Genomic DNA, 13228 nt, shown 5'->3' with positions numbered 1-13228 from the left:
GTTGACAATTACAAAATGTACTGGCTGAGATCCCGGTTCTGCACGATACCGGACAGCTTTTCTCTGACATACTCCGGTGAAATTACGATTTGCTCAAGCGTGATTTCCGGCGCTTCAAAAGACAAATCCTCCAGCAGCTTCTCCAAAATGGTATGCAAACGGCGGGCGCCGATGTTGTCGGTATTCTGATTCACGTCGGCGGCAATCCGGGCGATTTCCAGAATCGCTTCGTCGGAAAATTCGACACGAATTCCTTCCGTTTCCAGCAGTGCCGTATATTGTTTGGTCAACGCATTTTTCGGTTCTTTCAAAATGAGCACAAAGTCCTGCTCCGATAAACTGCTCAGCTCGACCCGGATCGGAAACCGCCCCTGAAGCTCGGGTATCAAATCCGACGGTTTCGCAATATGAAATGCTCCGGCCGCCACAAACAGGATATAATCCGTTTTTACAGGGCCGTATTTTGTCATCACGGTCGACCCTTCGACAATAGGTAAAATGTCCCGCTGTACGCCTTCACGTGAGACGTCTGGCCCACTTCCGCGGCTGGAGCTGCATATCTTGTCGATCTCGTCGATGAAAATGATGCCTCCCTGCTCGGCCCGCTTCACCGCTTCCTGGATCACTTCGTCCATATCCAGCAGCTTTTGGGCTTCCTCTTGCAGCAGCACTTTGCGCGCTTCTTTGATCGGAAGCTTGCGTTTTTTCGTCCGCTTCGGCATCAGGCTTCCGAACAGCTCCTGCATATTCATGCCCGCCTGATCGTTGCCTTGTCCTGCCAGCATATCGAACATCGAAGGAGAACTGTCCTCCACCTCAATTTCGATCACTTGATTCTCAAGCTCACCGCGCAGAAGACGTTCCCTAACTTCCTGTCTCTGGGATGCAATCGACGAATCCGTTTCCGGCTCCGTGTCCGTATGGCCCGCGTTCTGCTGGCCAAACAGCATTTCCAGCGGATTGCGCTGGCCCCGGTGCTTGGAAGGACTAGGTACAAGGATGGATACGATCCGGTCGTTAACCATTTGCTCCGCACGGTCCTTAAGCTTATCGGTTTTCTCTGCTTTTACCATGCGAATCGACGTTTCCACCAAGTCCCGGACCATTGACTCAACATCGCGTCCGACGTATCCGACTTCCGTAAATTTGGTCGCCTCGACTTTGATAAACGGCGCATTCACCAGCTTTGCCATGCGGCGAGCGATTTCCGTCTTGCCGACGCCCGTCGGTCCGATCATTAACAGGTTCTTCGGTGCGATCTCGTCGCGGAGCGATTCTTCGAGCAGGCTCCGGCGGTACCGGTTGCGCAGCGCGACGGCAACGGACTTCTTGGCCTGCTTCTGTCCGACGATATACTTATCCAATTCGGCTACGATTTCTCTGGGGGTTAAGGCTATTTGCTTCAACGTCATAACCTCCTGGATCATTCGATTTCTTCCACAATGATATTATGATTCGTAAACACGCAAATCTCGGCCGCCATCGTTAGCGCGGCATGGGCGATTTCCTTCGCGCTCATCTGCGGCGCATAACGGTGCAGCGCCCGGCCGGCGGCAAGCGCAAAACTGCCCCCGGAACCGATCGCCAGAATGCCGTCGTCCGGCTCGATGATTTCCCCGTTGCCCGACAAAAGCAGCAGCCCGCTTCGGTCCATCACAATCATCATCGCCTCCAGCCTCCGCAGCACTCGGTCCTGACGCCAATCTTTGGTCAGTTCGACGGCGGAGCGCTGCAAATTACCATGGTGCTCCTCCAGCTTCGCCTCGAACTTCTCAAATAATGTAATCGCATCAGCGACCGAACCGGCAAACCCGGCTACGACGTTGCCGCGATACAATCTTCTCACTTTTTTAGCTTGACTTTTCATGACCATGCTGTTGCCGAAGGTCACTTGTCCGTCCCCTGCTATAGCACCCTTGCCCTGATGGCGGACGGCAAAAATCGTCGTGGCATGAAATTGCTCCATGGGCCCGATATTCCTCCTCTATTGTCCAGAAAGCTATTGTCCAGAAAGCTTCGAATAAAGCACTTTTCCGCCCACAATAGCAACTCGCTACGGGCTTCCGGAACTTCGCTGATGCTGCATAAATTAGTTGTCTACAAGACGAAAACTAAGCTGTTTCAAGCTTAGTTTGGCGGAGGCTCCGCGCTGACGGAGCGAGATTAGATTCGTGATCTATCGTAACATAGTACATGTTTTATTTACAAGGCGAATTGTATAGGTTTCGTGAAAAATTCTGAATTTTCTCAATTGCACGCGTGGCAATTTTTTCATACTTCAGCTTCTTATTTTTGATCTTCTCGTCCAGCGGCGCGAATAGCCCGAAGTTGGCGTTCATCGGCTGAAAATGTTTGAAATCCGCCGTCGTGATGTATTGCGCCATACTGCCGAGCGCGGTATCCGGAGGCAGCACGAACAGCTCCTCCCCTTTGGCGTAGCGCGCCGCGTTCATCCCTGCAATAAGGCCCGAAGCGGCCGATTCGACATATCCTTCCACACCGGTCATCTGCCCGGCAAAGAACAAGCTGTCCCGGTCTTTGAACTGGTAAGTAGGGCGCAACAATCTGGGCGAATTGATGAACGTATTGCGGTGCATGACGCCGTACCGGACAAACTCCGCGTTTTCCAATCCGGGAATCAGGGAAAGTACCCGTTTCTGTTCGCCCCACTTCAGATGGGTCTGAAAGCCTACTAAATTATAGAGCGTGCCCGCCGCATTATCCTGACGCAGCTGAACGACCGCATGAGGCAATTCACCCGTATGCGGATTGATCAGCCCAACGGGCTTCATCGGACCGAATAAGACGGTTTGCCGGCCGCGCTTCGCCATCACTTCGATCGGCATGCAGCCTTCGAAATAAATCTCTTTTTCGAACTCCTTCACCGGCGCCGTTTCCGCAGAGATCAAGGCTTCATAGAACGCCGTGAACTCCTCTTCGGTCATCGGGCAGTTCAAATAGGCCGCTTCCCCCTTATCATAACGGGAGGCAAGGTAAACCTTGCTCATGTCGATCGATTCTTTTTCCACAATCGGCGCTGCCGCGTCATAGAAGTATAAGTACTCCTCGCCCGTCAGCTCCTGCAAATGCTTGGAAAGCGCAGGCGAGGTCAGCGGTCCGGTCGCAACGACGACTATTCCTTCGGGGAGCGACTCCAGCTCCTCGTTGCGCACCTCGATCAGCGGGTGGTTGCGCAGCAGGGACGTCACCTCGCCCGAGAAGCCTTCCCGGTCGACGGCAAGCGCCCCGCCGGCCGGAACGGCATGCTTGTCGGCTGCGCGCAATATCAACGAGTTCAGGATGCGCATTTCTTCCTTCAATACGCCCACCGCATTCGTCAATCCGTTCGCCCGCAGCGAATTGCTGCAGACAAGCTCGGCAAATTGATCGGAAATGTGCGCAGGCGTTTTTGTCACGGGACGCATTTCATATAAAACCACCGGCACGCCTTGGCTTGCGATTTGCCACGCAGCTTCGCTGCCAGCCAAGCCCGCGCCGATGACAGTCACTTTCGGTAAGACAGTCAACTTCCGTTCCTCCTATATGAAGCCAGATGACAAGTTAGTCCTGATCTTGCTCTTCTTTCGCTTCTTCTCTAAAGTCGCAGGACACGCATTGGGTGAACGTTCCCGATTTGTTTCGTTTTTCGACGAGCAGCGCGCCGCACTTCGGACACGGGTGCCCTACCGGTTTATCCCACGAGACAAAATCGCACTCCGGATAGCGGTCGCATCCATAGAAGATGCGTCCTTTTTTGCTGCGGCGTTCGATGATTTTCCCTTCGTGGCAATTCGGACAGGTAACGCCGGTATCCTTGACGATCGGCTTCGTATTGCGGCATTCCGGGAAGCCGGAGCAGGCCAAAAACTTGCCAAAGCGTCCCATCTTGTAAACGAAATGACGGCCGCATTTCTCGCAAATCTCATCGGAAACCTCGTCCTGAATCTCGACCTTCTCCATCTCTTCCTCGGCCACTTCAAGCCGTTTCTCGAACGACTCGTAAAATTCGCTCAGCACGTTGACCCAATCCTCTTTCCCTTCCTCGATGTGGTCCAGCCCCTCTTCCATATGAGCGGTAAAATCCACATCCAGAATTTCCGGAAAAAATTCGATCATCAGCTGAATAACCAGTTCGCCGAGCTCGGTCGTCACAAATTTCTTTTCCTCTATAGCCACATAACCGCGCTTTTGGATCGTTTCGAGGGTTGGAGCATAGGTACTCGGACGTCCGATGCCCATTTCTTCCAACGCCTTAACCAAACGCGCTTCCGTAAAACGCGGCGGAGGCTGCGTAAAATGCTGCTTCGGATCGATCTGCTGCTTTTTTACCTTGTCCCCTTCTTTCAGGGGCGGCAGCAGTTTATCGTCATCTCCGGTATCGGCCGCGGCATCGTCGTTGCCTTCCACATACACCTTCATAAAGCCGTGGAACTTCACCTTCGAACCGACGGCCCGGAAAATCGTGTTGGCGGCCGTTAAATCGACGGTCATCGTATCCATGACCGCGGAAGCCATCTGACTCGCAACAAAGCGCTCCCAAACAAGCTTGTAGAGGCGATATTGATCGCGGCTCAAGTGCCCCTTGATCTGATCCGGCTCGCGCAGTACCGAGCTCGGACGGATCGCTTCGTGCGCGTCCTGCGCGTTCGAATTTTTCTTCGCATAGACGCGTGGCGTTTCGGGATAAAAGGACTCCCCGAATTTTTGCACGATGTAGTCTTTCGCTTCTTCTTGGGCGACAGGCGAAATCCGCGTCGAATCAGTACGCATATACGTAATCAAGCCGACCGTACCTTCGCTGCCGAGATCGATTCCTTCATATAATTGCTGCGCTACGGACATTGTTTTGGCCGCGCGAAAATTTAATTTGCGGGCCGCCTCCTGCTGGAGCGAGCTAGTAATGAACGGAGGGGACGGATTGCGGAGACGCTCCTTTTCCTTGACTTCGCTTACAATAAAATCAGCCTGCTGAAGCGCGTCCAGGACGGCGTTCACTTCCGCTTCGTTCTTCAACTCTTTCTTTTTGCCGTCCAAGCAGTAAAACTTCGCTTCAAAATCCGCCTTTCCGGAGGACAACTTGGCCGTAATGGTCCAATACTCTTCCGGCTCGAACGCTTTAATCTCGTTCTCGCGGTCATAGATCAGCTTCACAGCCACGGATTGCACCCGGCCGGCGGATAGCCCTTTCTTGACCTTCTTCCAAAGCAGCGGGCTGATTTTGTAGCCTACCAGCCGGTCCAAGATGCGCCGGGCCTGCTGTGCGTTCACCAGATCCTGATTGATTTTGCGAGGCGTCTTGAAAGCATCCTTGACCGCCTGCTTCGTGATCTCGTTGAACACGACACGGCATGCTTCCTGATCGGAAAGCTCAAGATAATGTGCCAAATGCCAGGCAATCGCCTCGCCTTCGCGATCAGGGTCCGCTGCAAGATATACTTTTTTCACGCGCTTGCTTGCGTCTTTAAGTTCTTTAAGTACGGAGCCTTTGCCCCGGATCGTAATATATTTCGGTTCAAAGTTTTTCTTGACTTCGACTCCGATCTGGCTCTTCGGCAAATCCCGAATATGCCCCATCGATGCTTTTACAATATATTTGCTTCCTAAATATTTGCTGATCGTTTTGGCTTTTGCGGGTGACTCCACAATGACTAACGAATCGGCCATAGGGTCTTGCCCCCTTCGACAATGGAAATATGTATGACCATCAAGGTACGGCGTACACCGAACCCGGTAGTTCGACGATCCTGCGCGTCATTAGTAAATTTATCAGAACTGAATGCAAATGTCCAAAGGTAAATTGGCTTTGCAAAAGCAATTCGTCGATCGTAAGCGGTCGGATCTGAAGCATGTCGACAATTTTTTGCTCATCTTCAGTCAAGACAGGCTTTACTTCCGTTGTATTCATAATGTATGCCTTTTGATCCAAGGATATCCGGCCTGCGTATTCCTCCAAGATGTCTGCCGCTCCGGTTACCAGCTTGGCGCCCTGTTTCAACAAGGATAACGTGCCTTCGCTCTTGGGAGAGGAGATGGGGCCGGGAACGGCAAACACGTCGCGCGAAGCTTCCAGCGCCTGATCGACCGTGATGAGAGAGCCGCTTTTCACCGCCGCTTCAACCACGACAACGCCGAGGCTCAGTCCGGCAATAATGCGGTTGCGCTGCGGAAACAAGCCGGGATGCGGCCTTGTGCCGAGCGGGTATTCGGAAAGAAGCAGTCCGCTTTCGGAAATTTTACGGTATAAAGATTTGTTCTCGGGCGGATACACCGTCTCGATACTGCACCCCAGCACGGCTATCGTACCCCCGTGACTGCGTAAAGCTCCTTCGTGGGCCGCGCTATCAATTCCTCGGGCGAGCCCGCTTACCACGCATACGCCTGCTGTAGATAACGATTCGGCCAGACGCTCGGCCGTCATGTTTCCGTAGGCGGTCGGAGTGCGCGTGCCGACCATGGCAATGCACGGGCGGTTAACAATGTCCAGTTGTCCCTGGTAATACAAAATCCAAGGCGGGTCGGCCGTCTCCAAAAGCATTGCCGGATAACGGTAATCCCCAAGGACCACCCATTCGATATGCAGCTCTTCATAACGGGATCGCTTGGCGTCCAGCCAGGCTTCGGTTAACTTGCCGAGTCCTCTTGCCATTTGTTCGGCCCGGACCGGGGTCAAGCCAAATTCGAGCCAATTGGCGTAGCTGAGCGAAAGGATATCAGATAACTGCGGAAAATGCCGCATCAGCCGGCCAATCGTCCTGGAACCGACACCTTCCATATGATTCAAGGCAAATAGCATGCTTCGGTTGTCCATATAGTATAGCTCACTCCTTTAGTCAGAAACAACTTTCTTCCTTTGTAAGGTATAGCCAAAAAATAAAAAAGCCTCTCAAACCCGTACTCCATACGGATTTGAGAGGCTGCTTGCCATCTCGTCATTAATGCGAAAGACTGCTTACTTCTTGGTGATGCACTTTTCGAGCAGGCCTTTTTCTTCCAATACGCTCACCAGAGTGGAGCCCATTTCGGAAGGTGTCGGCGCTACTTTGATGCCGCAGCGTTCCATCGTTGCGACTTTCTCCGCTGCCGTCCCTTTGCCGCCGGAAATGATGGCGCCCGCGTGGCCCATCCGTTTTCCCGGAGGCGCCGTTTGACCGCCGATGAAGCCGACAACCGGCTTCTTCATGTTCGCTGCGATCCACTCTGCCGCTTCTTCTTCTGCGGAACCACCGATTTCACCGATCATGATGACGGCATAAGTATCCGGATCTTCGTTGAACAGCTTCAGGATATCGATGAACTCGGAGCCTTTTACCGGGTCTCCGCCGATGCCTACGGCAGACGATTGGCCGATGCCGCGAGTCGTCAGCTGATGTACCGCTTCGTAAGTCAGCGTTCCGCTTCGGGATACAACGCCGACATGACCCGGGGTATGGATGTAGCCCGGCATGATGCCGATTTTGCACTCGCCCGGAGTGATGACGCCTGGGCAGTTCGGCCCGATCAAACGGGTCTTTTTACCTTCCATGTAACGGCTGACTTTGACCATATCCAGCACCGGGATACCTTCGGTGATGCAGATGACGAGATCGAGCTCCGCGTCAACGGCTTCCATGATCGAATCCGCAGCAAAAGCCGGCGGAACGTAGATCACCGAAGCGGTCGCGCCGGTCGCATTTTTCGCTTCCAGTACGGTGTTGTACACAGGAAGCGTTACCGTCGTGCCGTTTTCCAGCGTGAAATCAACATTCGTGCCGCCTTTGCCCGGAACCGCGCCAGCTACCATTTGCGTGCCGTACTCCAGGCCGCCCAGCGTATGGAACATGCCTGTCTTGCCTGTCATGTTCTGAGTGATGACCTTCGTATTTTTATCAACCAAAATAGACATGGTTAAAATTCACATCCTCTAATAGTATGGAAGAAGAAAGGTGCTGCTTCGGAAAGAGAAATTACTTCACCAGCGCAACGATTTTTTGCGCGCCATCGGCCATCGAATCGGCTGCTACGATGTTCAAACCGGATTCGTTCAAAATCTTTTTGCCGAGTTCCACGTTCGTGCCTTCCAGACGTACGACAAGCGGACGGTCCAGACCCAGTTCCTTCGCCGCAGCTACAACGCCTTCAGCGATAATGTCGCACTTCATAATGCCGCCGAAAATGTTAACGAAAATTCCTTTTACATTCTCGTCGGACAGGATGATTTTGAACGCTTCGGTTACTTTCTCTTTCGTAGCGCCGCCCCCTACATCGAGGAAGTTGGCCGGTTCGCCGCCATAGTATTTGATGATATCCATGGTCGCCATGGCCAGACCTGCACCGTTAACCATACAGCCGATATTGCCATCGAGCGCAATGTAGCTCAGGTCGAACTTGGAAGCTTCGATTTCTTTTGCGTCCTCTTCGTTCAAGTCACGGAGCTCAAGAATGTCTTTATGACGGAACAGCGCGTTGGAGTCGAAGTTCATCTTCGCGTCAAGCGCCATAACGTTGCCGTCACCCGTAATGACGAGCGGGTTGATTTCGGCGATGGAGCAATCTTTTTCGACGAAAGCGGTATACAAAGCGATCATGAATTTCACGGCTTTGCCTACGAGCTCGCCCGGAATATTGATGGCATAAGCCAGCTTGCGCGCTTGAAACGCTTGCAGACCGACAGCCGGATCGATGACTTCTTTGAAGATTTTCTCCGGAGTGCGGGCGGCTACTTCTTCGATCTCCGTTCCGCCTTCTTCGGAAGCCATCATGACGACGCGGCCCGTAGCGCGGTCGACCACGAGGCCGATGTAGTATTCTTTCTTAATATCGCAGCCTTGCTCGATCAGGAGGCGCTTCACTTCTTTGCCTTCCGGACCGGTTTGATGCGTAACGAGGACTTTACCCAAGATTTCCTGTGCGTATGTACGAACTTCGTCGAGGTTCTTGGCAACTTTGACACCGCCCGCTTTACCGCGGCCGCCAGCGTGAATTTGCGCTTTTACGACAACTACAGGAGTACCCAGCGCTTTCGCCGCTTCCACCGCTTCGTCTACCGTGAAAGCCACTTTTCCTTCCGGTACGGCAACCCCGTACTGTTTCAGCACTGCTTTGCCTTGAGACTCATGGATATTCATTTAGCAAAATCCTCCTATCAGTAATGACTTACTATATGGAATCGACCCTTCCCAAGCTCGGGACGAGTCCACTCGCTAATAAAGTCCGGTTGCCAAACATTAGCATGTCCTAAACGGCAAACCTTTATCATTGTACCACTTTTTTCGAGCGGTTTCCTTATATTTCGCGTTAAATATTTGATACATCTTTTTTATAAGCGTCGAAAAGAATAGTTATTTGGAAAATTAAACATTGCACGGCCGCAAAATATGTAAAAAGCGCATCTATCCGATACTGTACATACCGAAATAGATGCGCCGCGCGCAGTTTCCTGTTAATAGTAAGCCGGATTGGTCGGCGTCCCCGCTCGAGGCTCCCGCTCCGCTTGCTTTACAAAACGCATCTCGTTTCCGGTAAAGCTGCACACCATGCATTGAATGGTCGGTTCGGTTTCGTCGATGCGCTGCGGCTCGGTTACCTCTTGGACGGTTCCGGAAATCGCGTCCTTGAAAAAAGGTTGGGAGAAGCTTGAGATTACGCTGAATTTGACACGGTTGGAACGGCAGTTCGGACAAAAGTAAGGTTTTTCCTGCATCTCATGATCACCTCATCGAGTATTTTTGCCAATTGTTGATTTTTTATCCGGAAACATCCCGGAACGGTGCGGTCCGGTTGCGCTGGTCGAGGGGACATATTACAATAACAGGGAAGTGAATAGAATACGGCAGATAAGGAAGCACCTTTCGCCATGAATCGACATGGGAAAGGTGTGTTTAGTTATGTACGGAAAAGTGGTAAGCGCTTGTCTGCATGGCGTGGACGGAAAGCTGGTCGAAGTCGAGGTGGATCTGAGCAACGGTTTGCCGCAAATGATGATCGTCGGGCTGCCCGATGTGGCCATCAAAGAATCGATGGAGCGTGTCCGGGCCGCGATCAAAAATTGCGGCTTTACGTTTCCTTTGCAGCGGATCACGGTGAATCTGGCGCCGGCGGATTTGCGCAAAGAAGGCTCTGCCTTCGACTTGGCCATCGCCCTCGGCATTCTCAAGACGAGCGGGCAGCTGCCGGGCGAAGCGCTAAATGATACGTTGATTATCGGGGAGCTTGCGCTGGACGGTTCCGTCCGGTCGGTCCCCGGCGTCTTATCGATGATAGCAACAGCCCGGGAACATGGCATAGCGCGTGTGATCGCCCCGACGGAAGATGCGGAGGAAGCCGCTTGGATCGGGGGATGCGACATTCGCTGCGTTCGGCATTTGGGTCAGTTTCGGCGTTCCGCGGGGAATGCAGATGCGGCTATTGCAGGCGGTGCCGCGGAATTGAAAGCCGGGTCGATGGAATCTTTAGCAGGAAGCGGGGTATCGTCCCGTCCCAAATCGGCTGCGTCTCGGGAAACGAGAGAAACGGAGGAGGATTATGCGGACGTCAACGGTCAGCTCCATGTCAAGCGGGCGCTTATGATCAGCGCAGCCGGCATGCACAATTTCATCCTTATCGGTCCTCCGGGGACCGGCAAAACGATGCTGGCCAAAAGACTTCCTACCATTTTGCCGCCCATGAGCGATTCGGAGTCGCTGGACGTCACGAAAATTTACAGCGCTTCGGGAAAATTCGCCGACCGGCGGCAGCTTATCCGCGAGCGGCCGTTTCGGATGCCCCACCATACGATTTCCGCTGGAGGCCTTGTGGGAGGCGGGGGCATTCCCAAGCCCGGAGAAGTAAGCTTGGCGCATCGAGGCGTGCTTTTTCTGGACGAGCTTCCGGAGTTTTCCCGGGTCGCCCTGGAAGTGCTGCGCCAGCCGATGGAGGACCGGTTCGTGACCATCGGCCGAGCGCGGGCGGTTTATCGCTTTCCGGCGCACTTTCTGCTTGCTTCCTCGATGAATCCGTGTCCTTGCGGGTATTGGGGGGCGGCGAGCGATCAACAAGGCTGCGTATGCAGCCCGCTTAAAATATCGCGTTATCGCGCGAAAATTTCCGGGCCGCTCTTGGACCGGATCGATCTGCATGTCGAAGTGCCGAGAATCGAGTATAAGGACTTGCGCGGGTCGCAGCAGCCTTTGTCGTCTGCGGAAATGCGCGCCGCCGTGGAGCGGGCGCACGACATCCAAAAGCGCCGATACGCTAAGGCGGGCATCATGTTTAACAGTGAGCTTAACGGCAAAAAGCTGCGGGAGCATGTGAAACTGGACCTGCCCTCCTCGCAGCTGCTGGAGCGGTCGTTTGCCGCGCTCGGTTTGAGCGTGCGCGCGCATGACCGGATTCTGAAAATCGCGCGCACGATTGCCGATCTGGAAGGGCAGTCCGAGATCCGGGCAGCTCATGTGGCCGAGGCGCTGCAATATCGGGTGCTTGATAAAAAATAAATCCGCAGCCGCTTTTCGGTTAAAAAGCGTTGCGGATATGCTCAAGCTCCCGGACAGCACCCGTCGGGTCCGTTTGGATCGAGATTACGTCGAAACGGACCTGCTTGTCCTGGAGTCGCTGCATATGCATATATACTTGAGCGGTCTCCATCACCTGACGCTGCTTGCGCGCATTGACCGACTCCTGCGGCGTGCCGAAGGTCCCGCCTATGCTGCGGGTCCGTACCTCGATAAAAACCAAAATCCCGTGATCCTCCGCAATCAAGTCGATTTCGCCGGTCCGGCAGTGCCAATTTCGGCCCCGAAGCTTAAATCCTTGCGCCTGCAAATGATCGGCCGCCGCCGCTTCTCCGAGGGCTCCGAGTTCCTTGCGGCTGAGCCGGGTTTCCTTCATCGGCCATCGTTCCTCCATTCCTTGGCTCGTTGATCCGAGCGGTAAATATAACTAAGCACCTCGGCGACCAGTTTATAAAGCTCAGGCGGTATCTCTTGATCCAGATCAAGCTTGGACAATACTTCGACCAGGGATGCGTCTTCCTGAATCGGAACGCCGCTTTCCTTGGCTTTCTCCATAATATGCTCGGCGATTCTGCCTTTCCCTTTGGCGATAACCTTCGGGGCATCCGACATTTCGGGGGCGTATTTCAGGGCCACCGCTTTTTTTAACCCGACTGGTTTCTCCTTCATATCCGAATGTCCATTCCCTTATACGGTTTTTGCGAGTATGCGTTCGGCAACCGGCCGCCTCCGGGATGGTTAAGAGTCTCGGCAAAAGCCGAAACGGCATCGTTGCCCTCCTGAACGGCTTTCGTCGGATACGGACTGTATTTCATCGATATAAATTGATAGCCGATGGACGCAAGTCCGGCCGCAATCTCTTCTTTGTGCGCTTCCAGCAGCTCCTGCGTAAACGGCAAATCGTTATGAACATGCAGGCTGACAATACCGTTTACGACCTGCACGTCGACCATAGTATCTCCAAGCATTTTCATGCGCAGATCGAACACAAGCCGACAGTTGCTGGCGTCCAGGCTGCCGTTTTTGCCTTTGCGCGATTGTATATGGACCGCAGCCGTCTGTTCGCCGCCGGCATGCATGATCGGCACAAACAGCGTGAGATGAGAAAGCATCGCATTCCGGTCGGCGCTTAACATGAGCTGCTGACCGGTAATTTGCTGCACCGCCTGCTGGGCCGCGTCCTTCAAGCCTTGCGGAGCATCGGAAGCCTGCGACAGTTGCATCAGCAGGCTTTTGAGCGTGTCTGCCGATTTGGCAAAGTCGGCTTGCGCACCGGCTGATGCGTGAGACAATCCCGACTGCGGGGCATCCGGCATGGTCCGTTCCAGCAGCTTCATCGCCTGATGCTCATGCTCGATGCCAAGCGTTTTCATAAGGCGTCCGATCAAGTTGCCGCCCTCTTGCGGCGCTTGTACCGGCTGCGCCGCTGCTTGCGCTCCCGCGCTTGCGCCCGCTCCCGGCTGCGCCGCTGCTTGCGCTCCCGCGCTTGCGCCCGCTCCCGGCTGCGCCGCCGCCTGCGCTCCCGCGCTTGCGCCCGCTCCCGGCTGCGCCGCCGCCTGCGCTCCCGCGCCTGCGCTCGCTCCCAGCTGCGCCGCTGCTTGCGCTCCCGCGCCTGCGCCCGTCCCCGGCTGCGCCGCTGCCTGCGCTCCCGCGCCTGCGCCCGTCCCCGGCTGCGCCGCTGCCTGCGCTCCCGCGCTTGCGCCCGCTCCCGGCTGCGCCGCTGCTTGCGCTCCCGCGCTTGCGCCCGCTCCCGGCTGCGC

11 protein-coding genes and 1 pseudogene are annotated in these 13228 nt (G+C 54.4%); 1 reads left to right on the top strand and 11 read right to left on the bottom strand.

Going from position 1 to position 13228, the window contains the following annotated elements; all coding sequences use genetic code 11:
• Positions 1-8: 8 nt before the first annotated feature.
• From hslU to NLX71_RS05540, 8 genes are all read right to left on the bottom strand, one after another.
• Positions 9-1412 (bottom strand): ATP-dependent protease ATPase subunit HslU, encoded by a 1404-nt coding sequence (hslU, locus tag NLX71_RS05575; RefSeq protein ID WP_216793965.1) that lies wholly within the window; start codon positions 1410-1412, stop codon positions 9-11.
• Positions 1413-1423: 11 nt separating this feature from the next.
• Positions 1424-1966 (bottom strand): ATP-dependent protease subunit HslV, encoded by a 543-nt coding sequence (hslV, locus tag NLX71_RS05570; protein ID WP_254362507.1) that lies wholly within the window; start codon positions 1964-1966, stop codon positions 1424-1426.
• A gap of 232 nt (positions 1967-2198) precedes the next feature.
• Positions 2199-3527, bottom strand: coding sequence for an FADH(2)-oxidizing methylenetetrahydrofolate--tRNA-(uracil(54)-C(5))-methyltransferase TrmFO (trmFO, locus tag NLX71_RS05565; RefSeq protein ID WP_254362506.1), 1329 nt, complete (start codon positions 3525-3527; stop codon positions 2199-2201).
• Positions 3528-3561: 34 nt separating this feature from the next.
• Positions 3562-5664, bottom strand: coding sequence for a type I DNA topoisomerase (gene topA, locus NLX71_RS05560; protein ID WP_254362505.1), 2103 nt, complete (start codon positions 5662-5664; stop codon positions 3562-3564).
• A 40-nt stretch (positions 5665-5704) separates the two neighbouring features.
• Positions 5705-6808, bottom strand: a complete 1104-nt coding sequence (dprA, locus tag NLX71_RS05555) for a DNA-processing protein DprA (protein WP_254362504.1) — start codon at positions 6806-6808, stop codon at positions 5705-5707.
• A 141-nt stretch (positions 6809-6949) separates the two neighbouring features.
• Entirely contained in the window at positions 6950-7882 is a 933-nt protein-coding gene (sucD, locus tag NLX71_RS05550; protein WP_010491325.1) for a succinate--CoA ligase subunit alpha, read from the bottom strand.
• A gap of 61 nt (positions 7883-7943) precedes the next feature.
• The gene (gene sucC, locus NLX71_RS05545) at positions 7944-9104 is read right to left on the bottom strand and encodes an ADP-forming succinate--CoA ligase subunit beta (protein ID WP_254362503.1); all 1161 of its coding nucleotides are present in this window, start codon (positions 9102-9104) and stop codon (positions 7944-7946) included.
• Positions 9105-9418: 314 nt separating this feature from the next.
• Positions 9419-9679 carry a hypothetical protein gene (locus tag NLX71_RS05540; RefSeq protein WP_254362502.1) on the bottom strand — a complete coding sequence of 87 codons (261 nt, stop codon included), beginning with the start codon at positions 9677-9679 and terminating at the stop codon, positions 9419-9421.
• A gap of 184 nt (positions 9680-9863) precedes the next feature.
• On the opposite strand from NLX71_RS05540, the gene NLX71_RS05535 reads away from it, so the two are divergent.
• The gene (locus tag NLX71_RS05535; protein ID WP_254362501.1) at positions 9864-11450 is read left to right on the top strand and encodes a YifB family Mg chelatase-like AAA ATPase; all 1587 of its coding nucleotides are present in this window, start codon (positions 9864-9866) and stop codon (positions 11448-11450) included.
• Between the two features lie 19 nt (positions 11451-11469).
• Here the strand turns inward: NLX71_RS05535 and NLX71_RS05530 are convergent, their stop codons facing one another.
• The 3 genes and pseudogenes from NLX71_RS05530 to NLX71_RS05520 form a co-directional block, all read right to left on the bottom strand.
• A complete protein-coding gene (locus NLX71_RS05530; RefSeq protein ID WP_254362500.1) occupies positions 11470-11862 on the bottom strand; it encodes a YraN family protein in 393 nt (130 codons plus the stop codon).
• Positions 11841-12137 (bottom strand): EscU/YscU/HrcU family type III secretion system export apparatus switch protein, encoded by a 297-nt coding sequence (locus tag NLX71_RS05525; RefSeq protein ID WP_254362499.1) that lies wholly within the window; start codon positions 12135-12137, stop codon positions 11841-11843. The genes NLX71_RS05530 and NLX71_RS05525 overlap by 22 nt, the downstream gene beginning before the upstream one ends.
• Positions 12134-13228 (bottom strand): annotated as a pseudogene (locus NLX71_RS05520) (hypothetical protein); the annotation flags it as partial. The pseudogene NLX71_RS05520 and the gene NLX71_RS05525, both read right to left, overlap by 4 nt.

The organism is Paenibacillus sp. MZ04-78.2, from assembly GCF_024213375.1.
Taxonomy (GTDB): Bacteria; Bacillota; Bacilli; order Paenibacillales; family NBRC-103111; genus Paenibacillus_G.
This window is presented reverse-complemented; position numbering and strand designations above follow the sequence as displayed.

Coding starts and splice junctions, on each gene's coding strand:
- hslU (WP_216793965.1), bottom strand. CDS start 1,412: ATGACGTTGAAGCAAATAGCCTTAACCCCCAGAGAAATCGTAGCCGAA.
- hslV (WP_254362507.1), bottom strand. CDS start 1,966: ATGGAGCAATTTCATGCCACGACGATTTTTGCCGTCCGCCATCAGGGC.
- topA (WP_254362505.1), bottom strand. CDS start 5,664: ATGGCCGATTCGTTAGTCATTGTGGAGTCACCCGCAAAAGCCAAAACG.
- dprA (WP_254362504.1), bottom strand. CDS start 6,808: ATGGACAACCGAAGCATGCTATTTGCCTTGAATCATATGGAAGGTGTC.
- sucD (WP_010491325.1), bottom strand. CDS start 7,882: ATGTCTATTTTGGTTGATAAAAATACGAAGGTCATCACTCAGAACATG.
- sucC (WP_254362503.1), bottom strand. CDS start 9,104: ATGAATATCCATGAGTCTCAAGGCAAAGCAGTGCTGAAACAGTACGGG.
- NLX71_RS05540 (WP_254362502.1), bottom strand. CDS start 9,679: ATGCAGGAAAAACCTTACTTTTGTCCGAACTGCCGTTCCAACCGTGTC.
- NLX71_RS05535 (WP_254362501.1), top strand. CDS start 9,864: ATGTACGGAAAAGTGGTAAGCGCTTGTCTGCATGGCGTGGACGGAAAG.
- NLX71_RS05530 (WP_254362500.1), bottom strand. CDS start 11,862: ATGGAGGAACGATGGCCGATGAAGGAAACCCGGCTCAGCCGCAAGGAA.
- NLX71_RS05525 (WP_254362499.1), bottom strand. CDS start 12,137: ATGAAGGAGAAACCAGTCGGGTTAAAAAAAGCGGTGGCCCTGAAATAC.